At 67.5% G+C, this 26466-nt stretch carries 27 protein-coding genes; 2 read left to right on the forward strand and 25 right to left on the reverse strand.

Going from position 1 to position 26466, the window contains the following annotated elements; all coding sequences use genetic code 11:
* Nucleotides 1-7: 7 nt before the first annotated feature.
* The 5 genes from dnaE to IM776_RS10000 form a co-directional block, all read right to left on the reverse strand.
* Nucleotides 8-3478, reverse strand: a complete 3471-nt coding sequence (gene dnaE, locus IM776_RS09980; RefSeq protein ID WP_422730947.1) for a DNA polymerase III subunit alpha — start codon at nucleotides 3476-3478, stop codon at nucleotides 8-10.
* 90 nt (nucleotides 3479-3568) lie between these two features.
* A complete protein-coding gene (locus tag IM776_RS09985; protein WP_194419914.1) occupies nucleotides 3569-4141 on the reverse strand; it encodes a GNAT family N-acetyltransferase in 573 nt (190 codons plus the stop codon).
* A 40-nt stretch (nucleotides 4142-4181) separates the two neighbouring features.
* Nucleotides 4182-4907 (reverse strand): hypothetical protein, encoded by a 726-nt coding sequence (locus IM776_RS09990; RefSeq protein WP_194419915.1) that lies wholly within the window; start codon nucleotides 4905-4907, stop codon nucleotides 4182-4184.
* Nucleotides 4904-5365, reverse strand: coding sequence for a DUF6114 domain-containing protein (locus tag IM776_RS09995; protein ID WP_194419916.1), 462 nt, complete (start codon nucleotides 5363-5365; stop codon nucleotides 4904-4906). Before IM776_RS09995 ends, IM776_RS09990 begins: the two co-directional genes overlap by 4 nt.
* Complete coding sequence (locus tag IM776_RS10000; protein WP_194419917.1) at nucleotides 5356-5952, reverse strand: DUF6230 family protein; 597 nt, start codon at nucleotides 5950-5952, stop codon at nucleotides 5356-5358. The genes IM776_RS09995 and IM776_RS10000 overlap by 10 nt, the downstream gene beginning before the upstream one ends.
* 106 nt (nucleotides 5953-6058) lie before the next feature.
* On the opposite strand from IM776_RS10000, the gene IM776_RS10005 reads away from it, so the two are divergent.
* Nucleotides 6059-6658: a TetR/AcrR family transcriptional regulator gene (locus tag IM776_RS10005; protein WP_194419918.1), complete on the forward strand. Its 600-nt coding sequence runs from the start codon at nucleotides 6059-6061 to the stop codon at nucleotides 6656-6658.
* A 7-nt stretch (nucleotides 6659-6665) separates the two neighbouring features.
* Here the strand turns inward: IM776_RS10005 and IM776_RS10010 are convergent, their stop codons facing one another.
* The 19 genes from IM776_RS10010 to IM776_RS10100 form a co-directional block, all read right to left on the reverse strand.
* A complete protein-coding gene (locus IM776_RS10010) occupies nucleotides 6666-7586 on the reverse strand; it encodes an RluA family pseudouridine synthase (RefSeq protein ID WP_194419919.1) in 921 nt (306 codons plus the stop codon).
* A gap of 2 nt (nucleotides 7587-7588) precedes the next feature.
* Complete coding sequence (lspA, locus tag IM776_RS10015) at nucleotides 7589-8167, reverse strand: signal peptidase II (protein ID WP_194419920.1); 579 nt, start codon at nucleotides 8165-8167, stop codon at nucleotides 7589-7591.
* A gap of 9 nt (nucleotides 8168-8176) precedes the next feature.
* A complete protein-coding gene (locus tag IM776_RS10020) occupies nucleotides 8177-8794 on the reverse strand; it encodes a DivIVA domain-containing protein (RefSeq protein ID WP_194419921.1) in 618 nt (205 codons plus the stop codon).
* Nucleotides 8795-8902: 108 nt separating this feature from the next.
* Nucleotides 8903-9199: a YggT family protein gene (locus IM776_RS10025; RefSeq protein WP_194419922.1), complete on the reverse strand. Its 297-nt coding sequence runs from the start codon at nucleotides 9197-9199 to the stop codon at nucleotides 8903-8905.
* A gap of 22 nt (nucleotides 9200-9221) precedes the next feature.
* Nucleotides 9222-9710, reverse strand: a complete 489-nt coding sequence (locus IM776_RS10030; protein ID WP_194419923.1) for a cell division protein SepF — start codon at nucleotides 9708-9710, stop codon at nucleotides 9222-9224.
* 40 nt (nucleotides 9711-9750) lie between these two features.
* Nucleotides 9751-10431 carry a YggS family pyridoxal phosphate-dependent enzyme gene (locus IM776_RS10035; protein ID WP_194419924.1) on the reverse strand — a complete coding sequence of 227 codons (681 nt, stop codon included), beginning with the start codon at nucleotides 10429-10431 and terminating at the stop codon, nucleotides 9751-9753.
* 16 nt (nucleotides 10432-10447) lie between these two features.
* Nucleotides 10448-11596, reverse strand: a complete 1149-nt coding sequence (ftsZ, locus tag IM776_RS10040; RefSeq protein WP_194419925.1) for a cell division protein FtsZ — start codon at nucleotides 11594-11596, stop codon at nucleotides 10448-10450.
* Between the two features lie 166 nt (nucleotides 11597-11762).
* Nucleotides 11763-12692: a cell division protein FtsQ/DivIB gene (locus tag IM776_RS10045; protein WP_194419926.1), complete on the reverse strand. Its 930-nt coding sequence runs from the start codon at nucleotides 12690-12692 to the stop codon at nucleotides 11763-11765.
* Between the two features lie 3 nt (nucleotides 12693-12695).
* Nucleotides 12696-14114 carry a UDP-N-acetylmuramate--L-alanine ligase gene (murC, locus tag IM776_RS10050; protein ID WP_194419927.1) on the reverse strand — a complete coding sequence of 473 codons (1419 nt, stop codon included), beginning with the start codon at nucleotides 14112-14114 and terminating at the stop codon, nucleotides 12696-12698.
* 26 nt (nucleotides 14115-14140) lie between these two features.
* A complete protein-coding gene (locus tag IM776_RS10055; protein ID WP_194419928.1) occupies nucleotides 14141-15220 on the reverse strand; it encodes a UDP-N-acetylglucosamine--N-acetylmuramyl-(pentapeptide) pyrophosphoryl-undecaprenol N-acetylglucosamine transferase in 1080 nt (359 codons plus the stop codon).
* A complete protein-coding gene (gene ftsW / locus IM776_RS10060) occupies nucleotides 15217-16395 on the reverse strand; it encodes a putative lipid II flippase FtsW (protein WP_194419929.1) in 1179 nt (392 codons plus the stop codon). The genes IM776_RS10055 and ftsW overlap by 4 nt, the downstream gene beginning before the upstream one ends.
* Nucleotides 16364-17896 carry a UDP-N-acetylmuramoyl-L-alanine--D-glutamate ligase gene (gene murD, locus IM776_RS10065; protein ID WP_194419930.1) on the reverse strand — a complete coding sequence of 511 codons (1533 nt, stop codon included), beginning with the start codon at nucleotides 17894-17896 and terminating at the stop codon, nucleotides 16364-16366. Before murD ends, ftsW begins: the two co-directional genes overlap by 32 nt.
* Nucleotides 17893-19002: a phospho-N-acetylmuramoyl-pentapeptide-transferase gene (gene mraY, locus IM776_RS10070; RefSeq protein WP_194419931.1), complete on the reverse strand. Its 1110-nt coding sequence runs from the start codon at nucleotides 19000-19002 to the stop codon at nucleotides 17893-17895. Before mraY ends, murD begins: the two co-directional genes overlap by 4 nt.
* Entirely contained in the window at nucleotides 18999-20411 is a 1413-nt protein-coding gene (locus tag IM776_RS10075; RefSeq protein WP_194419932.1) for a UDP-N-acetylmuramoyl-tripeptide--D-alanyl-D-alanine ligase, read from the reverse strand. Before IM776_RS10075 ends, mraY begins: the two co-directional genes overlap by 4 nt.
* Before the next feature lie 28 nt (nucleotides 20412-20439).
* Nucleotides 20440-22221 carry a peptidoglycan D,D-transpeptidase FtsI family protein gene (locus IM776_RS10080; RefSeq protein ID WP_194419933.1) on the reverse strand — a complete coding sequence of 594 codons (1782 nt, stop codon included), beginning with the start codon at nucleotides 22219-22221 and terminating at the stop codon, nucleotides 20440-20442.
* A 19-nt stretch (nucleotides 22222-22240) separates the two neighbouring features.
* Nucleotides 22241-22813, reverse strand: a complete 573-nt coding sequence (ftsL, locus tag IM776_RS10085; protein ID WP_194419934.1) for a cell division protein FtsL — start codon at nucleotides 22811-22813, stop codon at nucleotides 22241-22243.
* On the reverse strand, nucleotides 22810-23748 hold the full coding sequence (gene rsmH, locus IM776_RS10090) for a 16S rRNA (cytosine(1402)-N(4))-methyltransferase RsmH (RefSeq protein ID WP_194419935.1): 939 nt from the start codon (nucleotides 23746-23748) through the stop codon (nucleotides 22810-22812). The genes ftsL and rsmH overlap by 4 nt, the downstream gene beginning before the upstream one ends.
* A gap of 99 nt (nucleotides 23749-23847) precedes the next feature.
* Nucleotides 23848-24279 carry a division/cell wall cluster transcriptional repressor MraZ gene (gene mraZ, locus IM776_RS10095; protein WP_147039480.1) on the reverse strand — a complete coding sequence of 144 codons (432 nt, stop codon included), beginning with the start codon at nucleotides 24277-24279 and terminating at the stop codon, nucleotides 23848-23850.
* A gap of 249 nt (nucleotides 24280-24528) precedes the next feature.
* The gene (locus IM776_RS10100; RefSeq protein WP_194419936.1) at nucleotides 24529-24918 is read right to left on the reverse strand and encodes a DUF3040 domain-containing protein; all 390 of its coding nucleotides are present in this window, start codon (nucleotides 24916-24918) and stop codon (nucleotides 24529-24531) included.
* 87 nt (nucleotides 24919-25005) lie between these two features.
* On the opposite strand from IM776_RS10100, the gene IM776_RS10105 reads away from it, so the two are divergent.
* A complete protein-coding gene (locus IM776_RS10105) occupies nucleotides 25006-26094 on the forward strand; it encodes a polyprenyl synthetase family protein (protein WP_228479707.1) in 1089 nt (362 codons plus the stop codon).
* A gap of 3 nt (nucleotides 26095-26097) precedes the next feature.
* Here the strand turns inward: IM776_RS10105 and IM776_RS10110 are convergent, their stop codons facing one another.
* Nucleotides 26098-26448: an Rv2175c family DNA-binding protein gene (locus IM776_RS10110; protein WP_194419937.1), complete on the reverse strand. Its 351-nt coding sequence runs from the start codon at nucleotides 26446-26448 to the stop codon at nucleotides 26098-26100.
* Between the last annotated feature and the right edge of the window lie 18 nt (nucleotides 26449-26466).

A 26466-nucleotide genomic window follows, 5' to 3' on the forward strand; every position in this document is an offset into this window, starting at 1 on the left:
CCCTACCCTACCCGAGGCAGGCAGGGCCCAGCAGGGACTTGAGGTCGCCGAACAGGTCGGCGGACACCTTCACCGGCATGGGCACATCGAACACCTTCGCCGTCTGTCCGCGGTGCACTCGCAGCACCACCTCGGTGTCACCGTTGTGCCGGCGCAGAACGTCGGCGAGCTCGTTCATGACGTGCTCCGTGGCGCGCTGCTCGGCGAGCACGAGCGACAGCGGACCGGCGGTGTCGAAGGAGCCGACATCCGGTGAGAACGCGGACTGCGCGTGCAGGTTTAGCCCGTCGTCGCGGCGGGACACTCGTCCGCGCACAGCGAGGATGGCATCCTGCTGAAGCGTGTGCTGGAACTCGGTGTAGGTCTTGCCCATGAACATCACGGTGACCTCGCCGTTGAAGTCCTCGACGGTGATCATGCCGTACGGGTTTCCGCTGGCCTTGGCGACCCGGTGCTGCACGCTCGTCACCAGCCCGGCGACCGTGACCTGGTCGCCGTCCTGCAGATCTTCCGACGCGAGGAGATTGTGGATCGAGATCGAGGCATGTTTCGCGAGCGGGACCTCGAGCCCGGCCAGCGGGTGGTCGGAGACGTACAGCCCGAGCATCTCGCGCTCGAACGCGAGCTTGTCCTTCTTCACCCATTCGGGTCGCTCCGGCACCTTCGCCGGCGGGGCGTCCTCGTGCGCGACGTACAGGCTGTCGAAGTCGAACCCGATCGCCCCCTGGGCTTCGTTGCGCTTCTGGTCGACGGCGGCTTCCGTGGCATCCTCATGGATCTCCATCAGAGCTCTGCGGGTGTCGCCCATCGAATCGAACGCCCCCGCTTTGATCAGCGATTCGACCGTCCGCTTGTTCGAGACGTGCAGCGGCACCTTCTTGAGGAAGTCGTGGAAGGAGGAGAAGTTCTCCTTCTCGCGAGCCTCGATGATGCCGTCGACGACGTTGCTGCCCACGTTCCGGACGGCACCGAGGCCGAAGCGGATGTCCTCGCCGACTGCGGCGAAGAAGTTGATCGACTCGCGGACGTCAGGCGGCAGCACCTTGATCCCCATGCGACGGCACTCGTTGAGGTAGATCGCCATCTTGTCCTTGGAGTCGCCGACGCTCGTCAGCAGCGCCGCCATGTACTCAGCCGGGTAATGCGCCTTGAGGTACGCGGTCCAGTACGAGACGAGTCCGTACGCGGCCGAGTGCGCCTTGTTGAAGGCGTAATCGGAGAACGGCAGCAGAATGTCCCACAGCGCCTTGACCGCGCCGTCGCCGAACCCGTTGGCGTGCATGCCGGCCTGGAAGCCCGCGTACTGCTTGTCGAGCTCGGACTTCTTCTTCTTGCCCATCGCGCGCCGGAGGATGTCGGCCTGACCGAGGCTGAAGCCGGCGACCTTCTGCGCGATCGCCATCACCTGCTCCTGATAGATGATCAGGCCGTAGGACTCGTCGAGGATGTCCTTGAGGGGCTCTTCGAGTTCGGGGTGGATCGGTGTGATCGGCTGCAGCCCGTTCTTGCGGAGCGCGTAGTTGGTGTGCGAGTTCGCCCCCATGGGGCCGGGTCGGTACAGGGCGATGAGGGCCGAGATGTCACCGAAGTTGTCGGGCTTCATCAGGCGCATGAGCGACCGCATCGGTCCGCCGTCGAGCTGGAACACGCCGAGCGAGTCGCCGCGGGAGAGCAGGTCGTACGCTGGGCGGTCATCGAGTTCGAGGTGCTCGAGGTCGACCTCTTCGTCGCGGTTCATGCGGATGTTGTCGAGCGCGTCGGAGATGATCGTGAGGTTCCGCAGGCCGAGGAAGTCCATCTTGATCAGTCCGAGTGTCTCGCACGACGGGTAATCGAACTGCGTGACGATCTGGCCGTCCTGCTCGCGCTTCATGATCGGGATGATGTCGAGCAGCGGCTCGGACGACATGATCACGCCGGCTGCGTGCACACCCCACTGGCGCTTCAGTCCCTCGAGGCCCAGCGCGCGGTCGAAGACCGTCTTCGCCTCCGGATCCGTCTCGATGAGCGTGCGGAACTCGCTGGCCTCCTTGTAGCGCGGATGCGCGGAGTCGAACATGCCGTCCAGCGGCATGTCCTTGCCCATGACGGGAGGCGGCATGGCCTTGGTCAGACGCTCCCCCATGCTGAACGGGAATCCGAGCACACGCCCGGCATCCTTCAGCGCCTGCTTGGACTTGATCGTGCCGTAGGTCACGATCTGCGCGACGCGCTCGGAGCCGTACTTCGCGGTGACGTAGTCGATGACCTCGCCGCGGCGACGGTCGTCGAAGTCGACGTCGAAGTCGGGCATCGACACGCGGTCGGGGTTCAGGAAGCGCTCGAAGATGAGGCCGTGCTCGAGCGGGTCGAGGTCGGTGATCTTCATGGCGTACGCGACCATGGATCCCGCACCGGAGCCACGCCCCGGACCGACGCGGATGCCGTTGTCCTTGGCCCAGTTGATGAAGTCGGCGACCACGAGGAAGTAGCCGGGGAACCCCATCTGCAGGATGATGCCGGTCTCGTACTCGGCCTGCTTGCGCACCCTGTCGGGGATGCCGTTCGGGTACCGGTAGTGCAGCCCCGTCTCGACCTCCTTGATGAGCCAGCTGTCCTCGGTCTCGCCGTCGGGCACGGGGAAGCGCGGCATGTAGTTCGCCGAGGTGTTGAACTCGACCTCGCAGCGCTCGGCGATCAGGAGGGTGTTGTCGCACGCCTCCGGATGGTCGCGGAACATCTGGCGCATCTCCTGCGCGGTCTTGATGTAGTAGCCGTCGCCGTCGAACTTGAACCGGTTCGGGTCGTCCATGGTCGAGCCGGACTGCACGCACAGCAGCGCCGCATGCGCGTCGGCCTCGTGCTGATGCGTGTAGTGCGAGTCGTTGGTCGCCACCAGCGGGATGTTCAGATCCTTCGAGATCTTCAGCAGGTCGGAGATCACGCGCCGCTCGATGGACAGACCGTGGTCCATGATCTCGGTGAAGTAGTTCTCCTTGCCGAAGATGTCCTGGAACTCCGCGGCCGCCGCGCGCGCGGCGTCGTACTGGCCGAGTCGCAGGCGCGTCTGGATCTCGCCGGAGGGGCAGCCGGTGGTCGCGATGAGGCCCTTGCTGTACTTCTGCAGCAGCTCTCGGTCCATGCGGGGCTTGAAGTAGTACCCCTCAATGCTCGACAGCGAACTCAGCCGGAACAGATTGTGCATGCCCTCGGTGCTCTGACTCCACATCGTCGTGTGGGTATAAGCACCGGAACCGGAGACGTCGTCGCTCTTCTGATCGGGGGATCCCCAGGCCACCCGGGACTTGTCGCTGCGGTGCGTGCCGGGGGTCACGTAGGCCTCGAGCCCGATGATCGGCTTCACCCCGGCGTTCTTGGCGGCGTTGTAGAACTCGAACGCTGCGAAGGTGTTGCCGTGGTCGGTCACCGCGATGGCGGGCATGCCGTAATCGGCGGCCGCCTGGGTCATCGCGTTGATCTTCGCGGCACCGTCCAGCATCGAGTATTCGCTGTGCACGTGCAGGTGTACGAAGGAGTCGGATGCCACGAGATCGAGTCTACGTCGGGGTCCGGACACCGGCTTCCGGCGTCACCGCAGATCAAGTCGCATGAGCACTCTCGCGAACCCGTTGAGTACGGAGTCGGTCTCGGATGCCTGCGTGAATCCGGCGTTCTCGAACAGTGATTTCGTGCCGACGTACGCCATCGTCATGTCGACCTTCTCGCCACGGTTGTCCACCGGGTACGACTCCACGGCGGGCGCGCCGCACTCTCTCGCATAGGCGACGGCTCCGGCGACCAACTCGTGCGTGATCCCCTGCTTGCGGAACCCGGGGCGCACGCGGACGCACCATAGCGACCACACGTCGAGATCGTCGATACGCGGGATCCGTCGATTGTTCGCGAAGCTCGTGTTCCGCCGCGGCTGCAGCGCCGCCCAGCCGACCGGTTCGTCATCCAGGTAGGCGATCACGCCGGGCGGCGGGTCCTGGTGACACAACTGCCGCATGCGTTCGGCTCGCTGCGGCCCGCGCAGTGCGTTGTTCTCCTTCGACCCGATCCGGTAGCTCAGGCAGAAGCACACGTTCGACGTCGGTTTCTTGGGGCCGACGAGCGTCGCGACATCCTCGAAGACTGTCGCGGGCCGCACCTCGATGCTCATGCCGACAGTGTGGCGGATGCCACTGGCATCCGCCACCGCGTCACCCTGCGTCCGCCTCGACGATGTTCTGGTCGGTGTTCGAGTAGGAGATGGAATCGGCCGTGCTGCCGACCAAGCCCATGGTCACATCGAGCAGCCCCGGCTCGATCAGGTCCAGGGACGGTGGGGTGTCGGTGCCGAGCGTGAGCGGCTCGCCGCCCATCGAAGACGCCGAGACCGATCCGAGGTACACCGAGACGTTCCCCTTCAGCGACATCGTGTCGGCCGTGGTCACCAGTCCCGGCCCGTCGTGCGGGCGGACGGTGAGCGAGAAGCCGCTGATCGTGATGGAGTCCGCGCTGATCTTGAGTGCGCGGACGCTGCCGCCGTCCACTGTCGGCACGCTGACGATGCTGATGCCCTGCAGCCCGGTGAACGACAGCCCTCCGGAGCGCATCGATGCCGGTGTGCCCGTGAAGATCGGCGCGCCGTCGTCGACGGGCGCCGGCACCGGCGTCTCATCGGGTGCGGAGTCTGCCTCGCCCGGGTCCGCAGGCGTCTCGGCATCCGGGATCAACTCATCAACCACACCGGGGACCTCCGGGGCGTCTGTAGCTGGCGGAGTCGTGGTCTTCCCCGGCGCCGGGTCATCCTTCGGGCACAGGAACGACAGGAACGAGTCGCAGAAGCCGGCGGGACGCGGCGACGGAGCGGCGTTCACGATGAGCGGCGCCGTGATGAGCAGCGCGGCGATGACGGCACCTGCGCGCAGGCGACGCGACGTCACCCGGACTCCTCCGTCGGCGCCTCCTGTCGCGACCCGCGACGCGCCTTCGACTCCGCTCGCGCCTCGGGGGTCATCCATGCGACCACGAGCACGCCGCCGACGCACGCGATGATCGTGCCGAGCAGGAACCCGCCGAGATTGACGCCGACCAGCGCGTAGAGGCCCACAGCCAGGGAGAGCACCCCGTAGAACACGTGGTGAGCGGGCATCGTGATGGCGAGAACGCCCAGCAGCAGCAGCGCGATCGGGATGATCGTCGCCTGCAGCCCTTCGATGCCCAATTGCACGCGCAGATGGCCGATGTCCAGCTGGCCGGAGAAGAACATCTCGACACCGGACACGGCGAGCAGCAGCCCTCCGACGAACGGGCGGTTGCGGCGCCACGCCGCGAAGCGCCGCCATCGGCTGCGAGCGTTCCGGCGAGACACGGGCACGTCGACGCTCTCCGTCAGAAGCACGGGGTCGATCCGTCGGTCAGCTCGAGCGTCATGCCGGTCAGCGTGAACACCGAAGCCTGCGTGCTCCACGCGGTCTGCTGGAGGTTCGCGATGGAGACGGTGTCGGCATCCTGGGCGAAGTCGCCGCCGGTGCCCTTGGCGTCGGTCTGCACGGTCGACGCGTCGACGCCGATCCTGATGTTCCCGAACGACGCATCGCCCGCAAGTCCCGTCATCCCGATCTGCAGGTCGCTGGCGCTCGCAGGGTTGTCGCCCCCGCCCGCCTTGATGAGGACGCCGACGGTGCCGAGCGGCGTCTCGGTGATCACCGACTGGCACAGGTCGCTGAGCGTCGCGCTCTTGATGTTCGCGATCGCGACGGTGTGCTCGCCGCCCTCGGAGTCGGTAGCGACGCCCGCGTACTGCGAGAACCCGGTGCCCTCGAGCTGACTGGCGGAGATCTGGAACTGGCTTCCCGACACGGCGAAGGAGACCGGGACCTGCCCCTGCGCGACGCCGCCGAGGAGCAGCGCGGCGACGACGCCAACGGGTACCGCTGCGAGCGTGACGCGACCGGCGTGGGACTTCGTGAGTGACGGGAACTTCATCGATCCTCCTATGTCGGGCCGTCGTCGTCGGCGGCCGTGTTCGAGCATAGCCCTCATTGACTTCTAGTCAATATGGGTAGCCCTGCCCACTCGATAGGCTGAGCGCATGCCGGAGGAGCGTCGCAGTCGTCTCACGCCGGAGGACCGTCGCACGCAGCTGATGGCCATCGGGGTGAACTTCCTCGCCGACCACCCGCTGGACGAGCTCACGATGGACGAACTGGCTCGCCGCGCCGGCGTCTCCCGCGCGCTCGCGTTCCACTACTTCGAGTCCAAGCAGGGGATGCATCGTGCCGTGGTGACCACAGCACGCGACAGTCTCCTGCACGCGACGGCACCGCGCGCCGATCTCCCGCCGCGCGAGCGCATCGATGACACACTGCGACGATTCGCGATCTTCGTGCGCGATCATCGCGGCACGTTCCTGTCGCTCGTGCGGGGCGTCGCCAGCAGCGACCCCACCGTGCGCGCCCTGGTGGACGAGTCACGCGAGCTCAACGCGGAGCATCTCAGAGTGGCATTCGGAGAGCTCGGGATCGTCGACACGCGGGCGGTACGGATGGCGCTGCGCGCCTGGGTCGCGTTCGCCGAGGAGGTCTTCGTCAGCGTCGCCGCCGATGACCTGGCTGACGACGCCGAACTCGTCGCCCTCCTTGTGCGCACGCTCGATGCGACCGTCGCCGCCTCGCGCGACAGCGCGCTGTGACGCGGGCTCAGTCGCCGCGGAGCAGCTCGAGGACGTGCACGAAGTCGGCGGGGTAGTCCGACTCGAACTCCACCCACTCCCCCGTCGCCGGGTGCGTGAACCCGAGCCGGTGCGCGTGCAGCCACTGCCGGGTGAGCCCGAGCCTCGCCGACATCGTCGGGTCCGCGCCGTAGAGCGGGTCGCCGACGCAGGGATGCCGGTGCGCCGCCATGTGGACGCGGATCTGGTGGGTGCGTCCTGTCTCGAGATGGATCTCCAGGAGGGAGGCGCCAGGGAACGCCTCGAGCGTCTCGTAGTGCGTCACCGATGGCTTGCCGTCCGGGACCACCGCGAACTTCCACGAGTGGTTCGGATGCCGCCCGATCGGCGCGTCGATGGTCCCTGCGAGCGGGTCAGGATGCCCCTGCACCACCGCGTGATACACCTTCTCGACCGTGCGCTCCTTGAAAGCGCGCTTGAGGGCCGTGTACGCCGATTCCGTCTTGGCGACGACCATGAGGCCGCTGGTGCCGACGTCGAGCCGGTGCACTATGCCGGCGCGTTCGGCAGCGCCGCTGGTGGCGATCCGGAAGCCCGCTCCGGCGAGTGCGCCGAGGACGGTCGGGCCCTCCCAGCCGACCGAGGGGTGGGCAGCGACCCCTGTCGGCTTGTCGATCACCACGATGTCATCGTCGTCGTGGACGATGCCGAGCTCGGGTACTTCGATCGGGACGATGGCGGGGCCTTCTTTCGGCTGCCATTCGACATCGAGCCAGCCCCCGCTGCGCAGCCGGTCGGACTTGTCGAGGACGACGCCGTCGAGCCGTGCGCCGCCCGCCGCGATCACCTCGGTCGCGAACGTTCGCGAGAAACCGAGCATCTTCGCGAGCGCCGAATCGACGCGTGCCCCGTCGAGCCCGTCAGGCACGGGCAGTGATCGTGACTCCACGATCAGGCGCCCTTCTCGACGGCCCCGTGCTCGATGTCCGGTGCTCCGGCGTCGTCGGACTCGACGTGGTCCTTCTCGCGCGTGCCGTCGAATCGGATGCCGAGGACCACCAGCAGTGCGACCGTGATCATGCCGCACACGATGAAGATGTCGGCGACGTTGAAGATCGCGGGCATCATCCAGGGCATCGAGATCATGTCGACCACGTGACCGACGGCGAAACCGGGTTCGCGGAGCAGACGATCCGTGAGGTTCCCGAGGACCCCGCCGAGCAGGCACCCGAGCACGACCGCCCAGAGCCTGGAGCGCAGGTCGAACGCCTTCCAGATGATGATGCAGGCGACGACGGTGAGAGCGATCGTGAAGATCCACGTCACTTCGCTGCCCAGAGAGAATGCCGCCCCGGAGTTGCGGATGTAGTACAGCTGCAGGAACTCACCGAGCACCGGCACCACCTCGTGCAGCGGCAGGTTCTCGATCGTGAGGTACTTCACAAACTGATCGGCGGCCAGCACCACTGCCGCGAGGACCGCGACAAGGATGCCGGCCGCCGACCGGCGAAGCGGGCGACGTTCAGGCAAAGAGCTGACCTACAGACCGATCGCGGAGACCGGCGTCGAGTCCGTCGTGGCCGACTTCTCGTCGAGGTCGCGCAGCTGGCCCTCGATGTAGCCGCGGAGCTGCGTGCGGTAGTCGCGCTCGAAGTTGCGGAGCTCGGTGATGCGAGCCTCGAGCGTGTTGCGCTCGCGCTCGAGACGAGCCGACTCCTCGCGCTGCTTGGCCTGAGCCTCGGTGCGAATGCGGTCGACCTCGGCCTCGGCCTCGGTGATGAGCTGCTTCTTCTTCGTCTCGCCCTCGGCGACGTGCTCGTCGTGCAGGCGCTGCGCAAGTTCGATGATGCCGGCGGTGGCAGAGGTGGAACCTGCGGCGTCCGGAGCCTCGACAGAGGGTGCTGGAGTGGCTGCGACCGGTGCGGGCACCTCGTCGACGACGGGAGCCTGCTCGGCTGGCTTGGATTCAGCGAAGGGCTTCTCACCCGACTCGTATGCGGCGAGCTTCGCCTTCAGCGCGGCGTTCTCCTCGAGGGCCTTGCGCCACTCGACGACGATCTCGTCGAGGAAGTCGTCCACCTCGTCCGGGTCGAAGCCGTCCTTGAATCGGACGTGCTGGAACTGCTTGGTGACGACGTCATCCGGGGTCAGTGCCATTTTCTCGGCTCCTCTTTCGATGAGTTCTGTTGCCAGTGTCTGAAGCATGGCTCGGTATTGATGTGGCGCGTACCCGGGGCGCGCACCTCGAGCAAGCATAGCCCCCGATCAGATGAACTGCCTCACGATCGCCATCAGGATCAGCACGGCCAGCATCGTGAACGTGAACCCGAAATCCAAGGAGAGCGTTCCGATGCGCAGTGGAGGAATGAAGCGCCGGAACAGCTTGATGGGCGGGTCGGTGACCGTGTAGACGACCTCAGCCGCGATCAGACCGGCGCCCTTGGGGCGCCAGCCGCGGTTGAACAGCGGTATGTAATCGAGAATGAGTCGCGCGAACAGCACGAAGATGTAGATCAGCAGGATCAGGTGAACGATCGATGCGATCCAGGAGACGACTGCCACGACTTCGAGAAGGCTCTGCGGTTCAGGACTGGTCGAAGGCCGCAGACTCCGGGTCTGCGTGCGCGATGCCCCCGTGCCCTGAGACGGCGATGTTCTCGGGCGAGAGCAGGAACACCTTGCTGGTGACACGCTCGATCCGTCCGTACAGCCCGAGCGACAGACCGCTGGCGAAGTCGATCAGGCGGCGCGCGTCGGCATCGCTCATCTGCGACAGGTTGATGATCACCGGCACGCCCTCGCGGAAGCTCTCAGCGATCAGCTGGGCGTCGCGGTACTGCTTGGGGTGCACGGTGAGGATCTCGTTCACAGCGCCCGCGGAAGGCTGACGCACCGCCACAGGACGACGCAGCGGCGTCACGGGGGCGGGGGCGGCCTCATCCTGATCGCCACCGCGGTCGCGGTCGCGTTCGCGGTGCGCGCGTGTCGGCGTCGGAGCGGCCTGCTCCTCGTAGGCCTCTTCCTCGTCGGCAAGGCCCAGGTACACCATGGTCTTCTTCAGCGGGTTTCCCATCGTGTCCTCCGTGTTCGACGTGGGCTGATCTGTTTCGAGGTTAACCCCGGTCAGGCCGGGGTCCCGTGATTGCCGAGCCGATCCGCAGGTGTGTCGCGCCGGCCGCGATCGCTTCGGCGAAGTCGCCGGTCATGCCGGCGGAGATCCAGGTGGCGTCCGGTTCGACCCGGCGGATGGCATCGGCGACCCCGCGCAACCGCGCGAACGCGGATGCCGGGTCCTCATCGAGCGGCGCGACACCCATGACCCCGCGCAGTCGCAGTGACGGCAGGGCGAGGATGTGCTCGGCGAGCTGCTCCGCTTCCCCGGGCGCGGCGCCTCCGCGTCCGAGATCTTCGGTGAGGTTCACCTGCACCAGGACGTCGAGCACGCCGCCGTCCTCCGCAGCGCGGTGCAGCGCGTCGGCGAGTTTGATCCTGTCGACCGAGTGCACGGCATCTGCACTGCGCCTGATCGCGCCGGCCTTGTTGGTCTGCGCCTGGCCGATGAAATGCCAGCGCAGCCCATCGAGCTCGGCCTCACCGTGCTTAGCAGTGAGCTCCTGCTGCCGGTTCTCACCGACGTCCCGGACACCGAGCGCGTGCAACTCGCGTACGAGCTGCGCCGGATGGAACTTCGTGACGACGATGCGCGTGATCTCGCCGGCATCCCGACCCGCGGCCCGCGCGGCGTCCGCGATCTGCGCGTCGATCGCGGATAGCCGCGCGGCGAGGTCTGTCACAGCGGGAGTCCTCGGGTTACTTCAGGAACTCGGGGATGTCGATGTCGTCGTCGGCGAACGCCGGCTCGAGGCTCGTCGCCGGCGCGCGTGGCGCGGGCTTGGCCTCCACCGGGTCGGCGGCCTTCGGAGCCTCGGACTCGTCGTCCGACAGCGTGACCTCGGGCAGCGTGGCCGGCTCGGGGCGCGAGACGACCATCGGGTCCAGGCGCAGCGAGGGCTCGCCGTTGTCGAAGCCGGCGGCGATGACCGTGACGCGCACCTCGTCGCCGAGCGTGTCGTCGATGACGGTTCCGAAGATGATGTTCGCCTCGGGGTGCGCGGCCTCCTTGACGAGGTCGGCTGCGTCGTGGATCTCGAAGATCCCGAGGTTCGAGCCACCCTGGATCGACAGCAGCACGCCGTGCGCGCCCTCGATGGATGCCTCGAGCAGCGGCGACTCCACAGCGAGCTCTGCGGCCTTGATCGCACGGTCGGCGCCGCGGGCGGAGCCGATGCCCATGAGTGCGGATCCCGCGCCCTGCATGACCGACTTGACGTCGGCGAAGTCGAGGTTGATGAGACCGGGCGTGGTGATGAGGTCGGTGATGCCCTGCACGCCGGCCAGGAGCACCTGGTCTGCGGTGGCGAACGCCTCGATCATCGAGATGCCGCGGTCGCTGATCTCCAGCAACCGGTCGTTCGGGACGACAATGAGGGTGTCGACCTCTTCCTTGAGCTTCGAGACACCCGCCTCGGCCTGGCTCTGACGACGGCGGCCCTCGAACGAGAACGGCTTGGTGACGACACCGATCGTCAATGCGCCGATCGACTTCGCGATCCGCGCGACGACGGGGGCGCCGCCGGTGCCGGTGCCGCCGCCCTCACCGGCGGTGACGAAGACCATGTCGGCGCCGGTGAGGGCCTGTTCGATCTCCTCGGCGTGGTCTTCAGCTGCACGGCGCCCGACCTCAGGGTCGGCACCTGCGCCGAGTCCGCGGGTGAGCTCGCGGCCCACGTCGAGCTTGACGTCGGCATCGCTCATGAGAAGCGCCTGGGCGTCGGTGTTGACGGCGATGAACTCGACGCCGCGCAGGCCGAGTTCGATCATGCGATTGACGGCGTTGACGCCGCCACCGCCGACGCCGACGACCTTGATCACGGCGAGGTAGTTCTGGTTCTGGCTCATGGCCGGCCTCCGATATGTCGAGCCTGGAAAGAATGTGAACCTTAAACCTCAACTAGAGGTGTAAAGTATTTCCCGGTATTGCGTTCTCTTGATCGAAGGTATGCGTCGTTTCGGCGTGCGGACGCAGCGACACGGGCGTGTCGGCTGTTTCGGTGCGGAAAGGCGTTCAGCCGGCGACGACGACGTCGGGAGAGGACACGTCGATCTTGTTCGCGCCGGGATTCGCAGCCATGGCGGCGACGAGAGTGCGCGCCTTCTCGACGGACTCCTCCGCACTCCCCCACACCACGGTCAGTCCGCTCCCGAGTCGCAGCGTGACATCGTCCACGGTGCTCGCCGTGACCTCGACCAGCCCGTCCCGTACGTCGGCGGGGACTGACCGGACGACGAGCCCGACCGACTCGAATGCATCCGACTCGATGCCGCCCTCGACGTGCAGCACCGGCTGACCCGGGGGCTGCTCCGCCGTCGTCGAGAGAGCGACTCCCGCCGCGTCGACCAGGGTGTATCCGGCGTCCGACTCGATGACTCCGACAGGGGTGCGCTCGACGATGCGCACGGTGAGATCGTGGGGCGGCCTGGCCTCGAGCGCGTAGGTCTCGATCAGCGGGAACGCCACCAGGGCCGCCTTGATCTCGCTCTCGTCGACGAGCGCGAGCGGCGTGCCGATCTGCCCCGCAAGCGCGGCCTCGACCGTCGCCGGGTCGAGCGACGACGCACCCGCCACCGTGATCTTCTCGACGGCGAACAGGGGGCTGTAGGCGGCGACCACACTCCCTCCGACGAGGAGGACGAGCGCGCCCAGCGCGCCGAGCCAGATCAGCCGTCGACGACGCGATCGCTGTGTGAACCGGCGGATCTCAGCACGCAGGCGCTTGCGGCGGGCGCGGGCCGCGCGCCACACGTCACGCGCCGTGAGGCCGTCGAGGCTCTCCGGCTCACCGGGGCGATCATCCGCCGCTGCAGCCTGCTCGGAGTCGGTGCCGTGCAGTTCGACCGGGTCGCGCCACTCGTCGACCGCACGGCGACGTCCTGTCTGAGCCTGTACGGGCTCGGTCTCCTCCGGCGTCGGTGGAAGCGGCCCAGGGCGACGCATCGCTCAGTCTCCGGCGCTCGGACGCGGCGCCGCGCTCTGCCGCAGCGACTCGAGCACCTGCGGGATGATCAGATACACGTTGCCGCACCCGAGCGTGATCAGAAAATCGCCCTCGCGCGCGATGGACGCGGCATAGTCGGCCGCCTGCTGCCAGTCGGGGACGTAGTGCACGTGGCCCTGATCGGCGAAAGCGCCGCTGACGAGCTCACCGGTGACGCCGGGAACCGGGTCCTCGCGCGCGCCGTACACGTCGAGCATGACGGTGTGGTCGGCGTAGGTCTCGAGCACGTCGGCGAACTCGCGGTACATGTGCTGCGTGCGCGAATAGGTGTGCGGCTGCTGGATCGCGATGATGCGCCCGGCGCCGACGACGCCGCGCGCCGCCTCGAGAGCGGCCTTCACTTCGGTGGGATGGTGTGCGTAGTCGTCGAAGACGCTCACGCCGCGCTCGACGCCGTGCAGCTCGAAGCGACGCACGGTGCCGGCGAACCCCTCGACCGCGTGCACAGACTCCTCGAGGCCGTGCCCTAGCGCGAGCAGCACGGCGACGGCGCCGGCGGCGTTGATCGCGTTGTGCTCTCCTGGCACGGCCAGCTGCATGTGTGCGGTTCGCCCCGCGTGGGTGACGGTCGCCGCGACGGGCCCGGAGGTCGAGATCTCGCTGAGACGCACGTCGGCGTCTGCTGCACGGCCGAAGGTGATGACCTTCCCGTGCGACAGCCCGGCCTTGACCCTGAGCGCTCCGGGGTCGTCGCTCGAGATCACGACGGCATCGCGCGCGGCATCCGCGAATCGGATGAACGCGTCGTGGAACGCGTCATCGGAGCCGTAGTGGTCGAGGTGATCGGGGTCGACGTTCGTGATCAGCGCGATCGCGGTGTCGTAGAGCAGGAACGTGCCGTCCGATTCGTCCGCTTCGACGACGAACAGGTCGCCGGCACCCGACGCGCTCGAGGCTCCGAGCTGCTCGATCACGCCGCCGTTGACGAAGTTCGGGTCGGCACCGAGCGCCTGCAGCGCGGTGACGATCATCCCGGTCGATGTGGTCTTGCCGTGGGCTCCGGCGACCGAGACGAGCCGGCGGCCTCCGATCAGCCAGTGCAGCGCCTGCGAGCGATGGATGACGTGCAGACCGCGCTCCTTGGCGGTGACGAACTCCGGGTTCTCGGGCCAGATCGCTCCGGTGTGCACGACTGTGTCGGCATCGCCGAGGTGGGCCGCGTCGTGCCCGACGTGCACGATCGCTCCCGCGGCCGCGAGTGCGCGCAGATTGTCACTGTCCGAGCGGTCGGAACCGGACACGCGGATGCCGGCGTCCAGGAACATCTTCGCCAGTCCGCTCATGCCGGAGCCGCCGATTCCGATGAAGTGGGCGGCGGTGATGGACTCCGGGATCGGGAGCGAGAGGTCAGGTCTGATCATGTCGCATCCATCCTAATTCGCGAGCATCAGCGACCCGCGCTGAGCGCGCGGTCGATCATCGCGATGACATTCTCGGTGCCGGTGCGGGTGCCGACGTTCTCCGCCGCGGCGGCCATGGCCGCGATGCGGTCCCGGTCGCCCAGGAGGGGGATGATCCGTTCGCGGACCGTGTCGCCTTTGAACGTCCCGTCCTCGAGCAGGAAGGCGGCGCCGGCCGCCACCGCGGATGCGGCGTTCAGACGCTGCTCGCCGTTGCCGACCGCGTACGGCACGTATACGGCGGGGATGCCGAGGGCACTGATCTCGCTGACAGTCGCGGAACCGGCACGGGAGACGATCAGGTCGGCCAGTGCGAACGCGAGGTCCATGCGGTTGACGTACCGGCGCATCGCGTATCCGGGCACCTCGGGGTCGGCGAGGTCGCTGCGCTCCCCCGTGACGTGCAGCAGCTGCCAGCCGGCGGCGAGCACGTCCGCCCAGGAGTCCGCCAGCGCCTCGTTGAGCCGCTGGGCGCCGAGCGACCCGCCGAAGACGAGCAGCACGGGGCGCGCAGCATCCAGCCCGAATTCCTCAGCGGCGTCGGCGCGCCGCGCGGCGCGGTCGAGATCGACGATCTCGCGGCGCAGCGGCATGCCCACGACCTCGCTGTTCTTCAGCGGCGTTCCGGCGAAGGCGACGCCGATCCCGGCGGCGCTGCCCGCGCCGAGCCGGTTGGCGAGCCCTGGCCTCGCATTGGCCTCATGCACCACGAAGGGCACCTTCTCGCGACGGGCGGCGACGTACGCCGGGGCGGACGCGTAGCCGCCGAAGCCCACCACCACATCCACATCGTGCTCGCGGATGTGTCGGCGGACCTGCGTCACGGCCCGCCCGAACCTGCGCGGAAACGCGAGCGCCTGCGCGTTCGGTCGCCGCGGGAACGGCACCTTGTCGACGATCAGCAGTTCGTAGCCGCGCTCCGGCACCAGGCGCGCCTCGAGGCCCTCCTTCGTGCCGAGGACGAGCACGTCGTCTCCGGGCTCCCGGTCGCGGAGTCCGTCGGCGACGGCGAGCAGCGGATTCACATGGCCGGCGGTGCCGCCGCCGGCGAGGAGGTACGAGGTCACCTCGCGACCTTACCCCGCTCCGCTTGAGGAATCGTGCGCGCGAAGGCCAGCAGGACTCCGCACGCGAGCAGCACCGACAGCAGGGCCGTACCGCCCTGCGACATGAACGGCAGCGGGACGCCCATGACGGGGAAGATTCCGATCACGACGCCGATGTTGATGAGCGCCTGGCCGAGGATCCACACGGTGATGCCGCCCGTGGCGACGCGGATGAACGGGTCGTCGGTCTTGCGCATGACGTGGAACGCGCCCACGGCGAAGAACGTGAACAGGGCGAGCACGACGACGCATCCGATGAGGCCGAGCTCCTCCCCCACGATCGCGAAGATGAAGTCGTTCGCCGCCGCGGGAAGCCAGCCGTACTTCTCCTGCGAGTTGCCGAGGCCCAGTCCGAAGATGCCGCCGTTGGCCATGCCCCAGACGGCGTGGATGGACTGGTAGCAGTCGTGCTCGTAATTGCTCATGTCGGAGCAGACCGCCGTGATGCGCCGCATCCGGTCGGGACTCACGACGGCGAGGGCGATGACGCCCACCACGCCCAGCAGTACCGGCAGGATGAACAGCCGCAGCTTCACGCCGGAGAAGAACAGGCAGCCGAGCAGGATCAGCACGAGCACCATCGCGGTGCCGAGGTCGTTTCCCGCGATGACCGTGCCGATCGCGAGCAGCGACACCGGGATCACCGGAATGAACACGTGGTGCCAGATGGCGAGCCGGGTGCGCTTGCGCAGCAGCACGTAGGCGATCCACAGCGCCAGCGCGAGTTTGAGGAACTCGGACGGCTGCATCGTGAACCCGGCGACCCTGATCCAGTTCCGGTTTCCGGCGTCATCGATGCCGAGCGGGGTGAACACGAGCAGCTGCATGGCAGTCGCACCGACGAGCGCCGGCCACGCCAGCTTCTTCAGGAAGGAGATCGGGAGGCGGCTGGCCAGGAACATCAGCGGCAGGCCGACAGCAGCGAACATGCCCTGCTTGAGCGCCGTGTCCATGACACCGGACTCGGTCGCGCTGGTCGCGGAGATGACCATGATCAGACCGAACACCGTCAGCAGCACCGCAGTGGATGCGATGAGCATGAACTCGTTCGAGGGCGGTGTGAAGATGCGTCCCAGCGAGACGCGGGCGGCGAGTCCCCTGGACTCAGGGTTCGACGGGCGAGCCACCTGTGTCATCGGTGCTCCCCCTGTCGATCCATGTGCGCACCGCGTCGGCGAAACGGCGGCCCCGATCCGCGTAGCCGGCGAACTGATCGAAGGATGCCGCTGCAGGAGCCAGCAGAACCGTGCCCCCGTCGGTGGCGATTCCCGCGGCGAGTTCCACCACGCGAGTCATGACCTCTTCAGTCTCGCCAGTGGCGACCTCATACACCTGCACCTCGGGCGCGTGTCGTGCGAATGCCGAGACGACTTCGGTGCGGGAGGCGCCGATCACCAGTGCAGCGCTGGCCGTGCGCCCGGCATCCGCGATCAGATCCGACAGATCGACGCCCTTCAGGTCGCCGCCGACGACCCATACGGCGCCCGGGTAGGCCTGCAGGGAGGAGGCTGCGGCGTGCGGGTTGGTGGCCTTGGAATCATCGACCCAGGTGATGCCGCCGTGCCGTGCGATGACCTGGATCCGGTGCTCATCGAGACGGAAGGTCTCCAACGCGCTCCGGATCGCCTCCGGCCGCGTGCCGAGGGCACGCGCCAGCGCGCTGGCGGCGAGGATGTTCTGCACGACGTGAGGCGCGGCGAGCCCGACCCGTTCGAGGTCGGCGATCGTCGTCAGTTCGAGTGCGCTGTTGCGGCGGTCGTCGAGGAAGGCGCGATCCGCGAGGATGCCGTCGACGACGCCGAGGTCGCTGGGACCGGGGACGCCGAGGTCGAACCCGATGGCACGCGCGCCCTCGATGACATCGGCATCCTCCACCATCGCGCGCGTCGCCTCGTCGGCCTTGTTGTAGACGCAGGCGATACGCGTGTTGCGGTACACATACGATTTCGCCTCACGATATGCGCTGGCACTGCCGTGCCACACGAGATGGTCGTCGGCGAGGTTTAGGCAGATGGACGAGTGGGGCACGAGCTGACCGGCGGGTTGGCTGCGGCCGATGTACCAGAGCTGATGGCTGGAGAGCTCGACGACGAGCACGTCGAACCCGGCGGGATCGCGCACCGCATCCAGCACGGGGATGCCGATGTTGCCGCACGGCGCAGCTCGCAGCCCGCCCTCGACGAGCAGGCTCGCGGTGAGCTGCGTCGTGGTGGTCTTGCCGTTCGTGCCGGTGATCAGCACCCAGTCCGCCGGCGTGCCGTCTGCGCGCACGACCTTGTCGCGCACGCGCCAGGCGAGTTCGACGTCACCCCACAGCGCGATGCCGGCATCCTGCGTCCAGCGGATGAGCGGGTGCGACGGCGCGAATCCCGGGGATGCGACGATGACGTCCGGGGCGAACTCGAGGAGCTCGTCCGGCGCCGAGTCTAGGGAGCCGAGCACGAGACGAGCGCCGATGACGGGCACGAGCCTCTCGTACTCCTCCGAGGCGGATTCGGAGAGGACGAGGACGTCGGCGCCGAGCTCGGTGAGCGTGTCGGCGGCGGAGAACCCGGTCACGGACAGTCCGAGGACGGCCACCCGCAGGCCCTTCCAGTCGGCGTGCCAACTGGTGAGGCCATCCAGTCTTGCGGTCATATCAGGGTGAGCCATTCGACGTAGAACAGCCCGATCGCGGAAACCGCGAGGAGGCCGGCGATGATCCAGAGGCGCACGACGATCGTGACCTCGGGCCAGCCCCGCATCTCGAGATGGTGATGGAACGGGCTCATCAGGAACAGCCGTTTTCCGCGCGTGACCTTGAAGTAGGTGCGCTGCAGGATCACCGAGCCGGAAGACAGCACGAAGATGCCGGCGATCACGAAAAGCAGCAGTTCGGTGCGGGTGAGGATCGCCATGGCGGTGATGACGCCGCCGATCGCCATGGAGCCGACATCGCCCATGAACACCTTGGCCTTGGGGGCGTTCCACCACAGGAACCCGACGAGACCGGCGGCGAACGATGCCGCGACGATCGCGAGGCTGAACGGATCCCGCACCTGGTAGCAGGCATCGAGCGCGTCTCCTTCGACGCCGGTTCCGACGCAGGACTGCTTGAACTGCCAGAACGCGATGAGGCTGTAGGCGCTGACGACGAAGACGCCGGCGCCCGCCGCAAGCCCGTCAAGGCCGTCCGTGAGGTTGACGCTGTTCGACGTCGCGATGCCGATCACTGCTATCCAGATCAGGTAGACGATCCATCCGATCACGACCCCGAAGGCGAACAGGTTCAGCCAGGTTATGTCGCGGAACAGCGAGATGTAGCCGCTCGCGGGTGTCTGCTCGTACTGGTTCGGGAAGTTCAGCGCCACGATGCCGAACGGCACCATCACCAGGAGCTGGCCGATCACCTTCCGCCAGCCGGAGAGCCCGAGACTGCGCTGCGAACGCACCTTCATGAAGTCGTCGATGAATCCGACCGCACCGAAGCCCACCATCAGCCACAGCACGAGGATGGCCGACAGCGCTGGAGTGCTGCCGCCGGCGATGACGCCGGCGAAGTAGCCGACGATCGTACCGACGATGAAGATGACGCCGCCCATGGTCGGCGTGCCGCGCTTGGCCTCGTGACTCGGGTTGGCGATGTCCTCGGGGGTGCGGATGACCTGCCCCCAGCCCCACCGGCGGAACAGCCGGAGGAAGACGGGAGTCAGGAAGAGATTGAAGGCGAGCGATATCGCCGCCGCCATGAGGAGTGATCTCACGAGAACAATTCTCCCAGACGATCGCCGAGATGCCGCAGCCCCACGGAGTTGGATGATTTCACAAGCACTCGGTCTCCCTCGCGGAGTTCGGTGCGGAGGTACTCGAACGCGGCGTCCTGATCGGGCAGATGCACCGCCTCACTGTCCCAGGAGCCTTCGCCGACGGCCGCGAGGTACAGGCGTCGCGCCTCGGCGCCGACAACGACGATACGACGGATGTTGAGCCGGACCGCGAGCAGACCGATCCGATCGTGCTCCTCCCCCGCGTTCTCGCCCAGCTCGCTCATTGCGCCGAGGACGGCGACAGTGCGCTCGTCGGGACCGGTGATCTGCGCGAGCGTGCGGAGGGCCGCAGCCATGGAATCGGGGCTGGCGTTGTACGCGTCGTTGATGATGCGGACATGGTCGTTGCCCATCGGCTGCATCCGCCAGCGCTCGGCGACCTCGACGGACTCGAGCCGTGCGATGGCATCGGCGAGCGTGACGCCGAGCACACCGGCCGCGGTGATCGCCGCCAATGCGTTACCGATGTGGTGCGCGCCGAGCACCTTCAGGCGCAAGGGCTGCGACTCGCCGCCTGCGGTGATCGTCGCGCGCGTCCCGGAAGCCTCGACATGGACGTCGGATGCTCGTACGTCGGCGCCGGCGCTCTGCCCGAAGCCCATGACGGTCATGCCGCGGCGCTCGGCCGTCTCGCGCATGGCCGCCACCCGGGGGTCGTCGATGTTGAGCACTGCGACACCGCCGGGGCGGGATGCCGTGATGAGCTCCGCCTTCGCCTTCGCGGTCTCCTCGATTCCGCCGAATCCGCCGGCGTGCGCCATGCCGACCATGAGGATCACGGCGAGATCGGGCTCGACGAGTCCGGCGAGACGGGCGATGCTCCCTGGCGCGGCGGCGCCGAACTCGCTCACCAGGAACCGGGTGTTCTCGGTGACGCGCAGCATGGTCACCGGGGCACCGACCTCGTTGTTGTACGAGTCGATCGGCGCGACGGTCTCTCCGGCGGGTTCCAGGATGCGGGCGAGGAAGTTCTTCGTCGTGGTCTTGCCGTTGGATCCGGTGATGCCGACGATCTTCAGCATCCCGCCGGCGCGCACGCGCGCGACGACCGCGGAGGCGAGGGCGGCGAGTGCATCCACGACGTCGGCGACGACGATCTGCGAGACGGCGTCGTCGACCAGGTGCTCGACGAGGGCGAGGCCGGCGCCGTTCTCGACGGCTGCTCCGACGAACCGATGACCGTCGGTCTCCGCACCGGGCTTCGCGACGAAGATGCCACCGGCGCTCATCTTCCGCGAATCGGTGTCGACCACGCCGTGCACGACGGTGTCTGCTGTGTCGGGGTCGGCGGGGTGCAGATCACCGCCCGTGATGGTTGCGATCTCGGCGAGCGACAGGGCGATCATGACGTCTCCATGCGCGGCGCAGTGCCGGCTACTTGAACTTCGGGAGCAGCTCGCCCATCGGCTCTGTGGACGGCGAGACTCGGTAGGTCTTCAGCACCTGAGTCATCGCCTTCTGGAAGGCGGGCGCTGTAGCTGCGGATGAAGTCAGTTTAGTCGGCTCGTCGAGGGTGACCACGACGACGTACTTCGGATCGTCCGCCGGAGCGAAGCCCACCATGCTCGTGTAGTACACGCCGGACTTGTAGCCGCCCTTGCCGTCCGGCACCTGCGCGGTACCGGTCTTGGTCGCCACGCGGTACCCGGGAACCTCGACCTGTTCGGCGAGTCCACCCTGGACGGAGACGTTCTCCAGCATCCGCGACACGGTGTCCGCCGTCGACTCTGAGACGATCTGCTCGTGCTCCGGCGCCTCCGGCGTGACGACGGTGCCGTCGGCTAGCGTGCACGACTCGACGAGTGACAGGTCGATCTTCTCGCCGTGGTTCGCGATCGCCTGATAGGCGCCGGCGAGCTGGGGGGCGGTGACGGTGAAGTACTGGCCGAAGGTCGTCGTGTAGATCGACTGGTTGTCCCACTCGGATACCGGGTGGATGACGCCCTGGCCCTCACGCGGGAAGTCGATGGTCTTCTCGCCCACGCCGAACTTCTTCATGTAGTCGTAGCGCACCTGGGGCTCGACCATGGTGCCGAACTTCGACAGCGCGACGTTGGAGGAGTCGATGAGAGCGCCGGCGAGGGTGTAGTTGTAGGCGCCGTGCACGAAGGCGTCGTTGATGACCGCGCCGTTCGGGAACTCCTCGCGCCCGGCGGCCGACACCGTCGTGTTCAGGTTCACAGCCCCGGAGTCCAAGATGGCGGAGGCGGTGATCGCCTTGAACGTCGAGCCGGGCTCGAACGTGCGGCCGAAGACGCGGGTGCCCCAGTCCTTGGGAGATGAGGCATCCAGATCATTGGGGTCGAGGGCCGGCCACTCCGCGGCTGCACGAATCTTCCCCGTCTCGACCTCAGCGATGAACGCGGTGCCCGCCTTCGCGCCCTGCTTCTGCGCCTCTTCCGAGATCATCTGCTGCATGTACCACTGCAGATCGCTGTTGATCGTGAGCTGCACGGTGCCGCCGTCCACGGCATCCACCGTGCGGTCGCTGCCGGGGATGATCACGCCGTCCGTTCCGCGCAGGTAGGTGCGCTCGCCGTTCTCCGGCGCCAGGCACTCGGTCTGCATCTGCTCGATGCCGGCCTGGGCCTTGCCCGCGCTGTCGAGGTATCCGACCACGTTTCCGGCGACAGCGCCGTTCGGGTACACGCGCGTCTCGCGCGGGATCTGATGGACGTAGCTCAGACCCAGATCGCGCAGCTTCAGGTAGTCGGCAGTGCTCAGCCCCTTCTTCAGCGGGTAGTACTGCGATTCGGGATCCGCTGCGAGCGTCTCGGCCACGCCGGCGCGAAGGTCGTCGGCATCCAGCCCCGTGACCTCCGCGATCTTGTCGGCGGCTTCATTCCACGGCGTCTTCGGCGGGTTGTCCTCGTTCTCCTCCAGCAGCTTCATGACCTTGGGGTCCAGCTGCGCGTCGTAGACCTTGGTGCTCGAGGCGAGCAGGGTGCCATTCTCGTCAACGACCGAGCCGCGATTCCCTCGGAGTGTCTCGGTGTAGCCCAGCTGACCGACGTTCAGCGAATCCGCGACGTGGTCACTCGCGTTCACGACCTGGATGTCGACGAGCCGGACGACGAATGCGGCGAGGACGGCGAGGATCACCGCGAGGGCGACGACGGTCCTTCGGCGAGGTCCGCGCGTGGCTCGAGTCGTCATGCTGTGTCTCCCATCTTCGTCAGCGGGTCGAGGGGCTGGGGAGGCCGTCGGTGATGGGCGGGGGAAGATCCGGGTCGACGGCGGTGCTCGGGGCTTCGTCGGCTTTCGCGGCAGCGGCGGCCTCAGCCTCCTTCGCGTCGAGCAAGGCGTTGTCGACGGCCCCTGCGCCGGTCGGGTCAACGGTGGAGCGCCATCCTGCGCCCGTGTTCGCCCCGAGCACTGCGGAGTCGCTAAGTCGCAGGTACGAGGCGGAGCCGGCGACGACCATCCCCAGCTCGGATGCCTCCGTCGCCAGGTACTGAGGCGAGGCGATCCCGGCGAGGTCGTCCTCCAGCGCGCTGGTCTGCAGGTTGAGCTCACGCTGCTGCGAGTTGAGATCGGCCAGGACGTATGAATCGTGGGTGATCGCGAGCGAGAGCCCGATCTGCGCAGCGCCGATGGCGAAGGCGCCGCCGAGCGCGATCAGCGCGTACGCGAGCTTCGGCCGACGGCGGGGCGACGGAGCGGTGACCGGTCTGAGCGATCGAGAGGGACGGGTCTGGGCGGGCTTGTGCGGCTGCGGCAGCATCGCTGCGGCGGTGGCGCGACTCATGCGGCCTCCCTTACTCGTTCTGCGGCGCGCAGGCGCACCGGAATGGCGCGCGGATTGCGCGCCTTCTCTTCATCGCTGGCGAATTCTGCCCCCTTGGTGAGGGTGCGGAACCGTGGTGCGTGCTCCGGCAGCTCGACCGGCAGGCCGGCCGGGGCGGTGGATGCCGATGCCGCCGCGAACGCCTGCTTGACGAGGCGGTCCTCCAGCGACTGGTAGCTCATGACGACGATGCGGCCGCCGACCCTCAGCGCATCCATGGCCGCGGGGATCGCGTCGGCCAGCACGCTCAGCTCGGAGTTCACCTCGATGCGCAGCGCCTGGAAGACCCGCTTGGCCGGGTGTCCGCTGCGCTGGGCCGCCGCCGGGGTCGCCGTCTGAAGCAGGTCGACGAGATCCTGCGACCGGACCAGGGGGCTCGCGTCGCGGGCCTGGACGATGAAGCGAGCGTAGCGCGCGGCGAGCTTCTCCTCGCCGTAGCGCTCGAAGATGCGGCGGAGGTTCCCCTCGCTGTAGGTCGCGAGAACCTCGGCCGCCGTCACACCCTTGGTCTGATCCATCCGCATGTCCAGCGGGGCGTCCTTCGCGTATGCGAATCCGCGCTCGGCTTCGTCGAGCTGCAGGGAGGAGACGCCGAGATCCATGAGGATCGCCGACGCGCCCTGCGCGTGCAGGCCGATCTCGTCGTAGACGGTGTGCACGAGCGTGACCCTGTCGGCGAAGCGCTCCAGACGCTGCCCCGCGATGCGCAGGGCATCGGTGTCGCGATCGAGCCCGATGAGTCTGATGTTCTCGAAGCGCTCGAGCAGAGCCTCGGAATGGCCGCCCATGCCGAGCGTCGCATCGACGACGACGGCACCATCATGCTGCAGCGCGGGAGCCATCAGCTCGATGCAGCGCTCGAGGAGCACGGGAGTGTGGATGTCGCGGAGATTCATGATCGTTTCCGGTGACCTTGGCCCTGATCCCCCTCCGCATCTCGACCCGGCACCGGGGAAGTGTGTCGGGGCGGGAGCGGCGGGGCATCACAGCCGAGGTCAGAAGAGTCCCGGAATCACCTCCTGCTCCAGTTCTGAGTACGTGTCCTCGCCGGCGGCGAGGTAGTCGTTCCAAGCCGCGGCGTCCCAGATCTCGGCGTGTGCTCCGACACCGGTGACGATGAGTTCCTTCTCGAGCCCCGCGTACTGGCGGAGGTGCCCGGGGATGGTGATGCGGTTCTGGCTGTCGGGCATCTCGGCGCTTGCACCCGAGAGGAACATGCGCAGGAAGTCGCGGGCCTGCTTGTTGCTGAGCGGTGCTTGCCGGATCCGCTCGTGCATCGCCTCGAACTCCGCGGTGCTGAAGACGTACAGGCACCGCTCCTGGCCGCGGGTGACGACGATGCCGCCGCCCAGATCCTCACGGAACTTCGCAGGCAGGATGACTCGGCCTTTGTCGTCGAGCTTGGGTGAGTGCGTTCCCAGCAACATCGGCCATCACCCCCTCTGCGTCCGGCCAACTCGAGGTGAACCCCACTTTACTCCACTTTCCTCCACATTGATATGGAGAACCGCGAAAAGAATGCCACATCTCACGGGCTCACCACCCCGCTCCCCCGTCATTCCGCCGGAAGACACGGTGGAGCACCGGTGGAGGGCAGTGGAGGCCCAGTGGAGGAAAGTGCTCAGAAACGCAAAAAAACCCGGATGCCGTGGGCATCCGGGTCTGTGAAGTGGAGGTCAGTGACCGTCTTGACGACGATCCCAGCGATCGCTCATCCGATCCATGAAGGAGGAGGAGCCCTGCGGAGACTTGGAGGAGGGGGACTTCGCCTGGCGCGCAGGACCAGTTCGACGGGTCGGAGTGACGGCGAGGATGACGCCGGCGAGCATCGCTGCGAAACCGATCACGCCGATGATGATGCTGACGACCGGGCCGAGCTGGCTGCCGAGCGCCACACCCGCGACGAGAGCGCCGATGCCCACGAGCAGCAGCACGGCACCGTAGACGAGGTTGCGATAGCTCAGTGTTCGATCCCCCGACGGCGCGCTGACGATGTCAGCGTCGTTGTGCAGGAGATGACGTTCCATCTCATCGAGCAGACGCTGCTCCTGTTCAGACAGTGGCATGACGCCCCCCTCGGGTTAAGTGTCTTCCAGTCTACGCGCGCAGGACCGCGGAGGCTAGGTTTCGGCTGAGAACCTAAGCTGATTATCGTGCCCCTCTCCAGCCAAGTCCAGCAGGCCGTCGCCGCTCGCCTGGATCGCTTCCTCACCGACGCACGAGCGGAGTCGGCGCCCTACGGCCCTGATGCCGCGATGTTCCTGGATGCCGCAGCCGAGACGCTGCAGGGCGGCAAGCGTCTGCGCGCTCGGTTCTGCCATTCCGGCTGGCGCTCCGTCGCGCGTTCGGCGGATCGTACGGCCACGGAGACGGACGCCGTGTGGGATCTGTGCGCCGCGCTCGAGATCTTCCAGTCCGCCGCCCTCGTGCACGACGACCTGATCGACAACTCGGACACCCGCCGAGGGCGCGCGGCCGCGCACCGTGCGCTCGAGGCGCGGCACGGCGACCTCGCATGGTCGGGCGGCGCCGAGGCGTTCGGACGGTCGGCTGCGATCCTCCTCGGTGACCTCCTGATCGCGTGGAGCGATGACCTTCTCGAGCACGCCCTCGCGCAGCATCCGCATGCCGCGCCCGTTCGCCGGGAGTACGCACGCATGCGCCGGGATGTGACCACGGGGCAGTTCCTCGACATCGCTGAGGAGTCCGCGTGGCGCGTCAATCCCGACGCGAAGCACGCTGAGCGGGCTCTTCAGGTGGTCTCGCTGAAATCGGCGCGCTACAGCATCGAGCAGCCGCTCGTACTGGGGGCCGCGCTGGCCGGCGCCGACGCAGATCAGCAGGGCGCGCTGCGCGCCTTCGGGCACCCGGTCGGCATGGCGTTCCAACTGCGCGACGACGTCCTGGGCGTGTTCGGCGACGGCTCCGTGACCGGCAAGCCGGCCGGCGACGATCTGCGCGAGGGAAAGCGCACCGTGCTGATCGCCTTGACTCGGGAGCGTCTGGACACCTCTGCCCGCAACGTTCTCGACGACCTTCTCGGGGATGTGGACCTCGACGCCGGCCAGGTGGCGGCGCTGCAAGCGACGATAGTCGACTCCGGAGCACTCGAGCGGGTCGAGGACATGATCCGCTCCTACGTGGGCGAGGCCGACCGCGCACTTGCAGGGGCGCGCCTCGACAACGCATCGGTCAGCGAACTGCGCGAGCTTGCCCGCGCGGCGACCGTGCGCACAGCCTGACTGTCAGGCGAGCGCCCGCGCGATCCGACGGACAGCGCTCTTGTGTCCATCCAGCAGCGCGGCGATCGGTGTGCGCCCGAGCTCCTCGTCCTCTTCGAACAGCCAGTCGATGACCTCGTCATCGGTGAATCCGGCATCCGTGAGGACGATGACCGTGCCCCGCAACGATGCGAGCGGACGCCCGTCGACGATGAACACCGACGGCACCGCGAACGCCCCGTTCCGGGTGGAGCCGATCAGGTGCTGCTCGGCGATCAGGCGGCGCACCCGCCCGAGCGGCTCGTCGAGGATCTCGACCAGATCCGGTGTGGTCAGCCATTCGACGGCGGGTAGTTCAGCGGCATTCTCAGACACGACTCGACTATCTCACCT

It is taken from the genome of Microbacterium abyssi (assembly GCF_015277895.1).
GTDB classification, from domain to species: domain Bacteria; phylum Actinomycetota; class Actinomycetes; order Actinomycetales; family Microbacteriaceae; genus Microbacterium; species Microbacterium abyssi.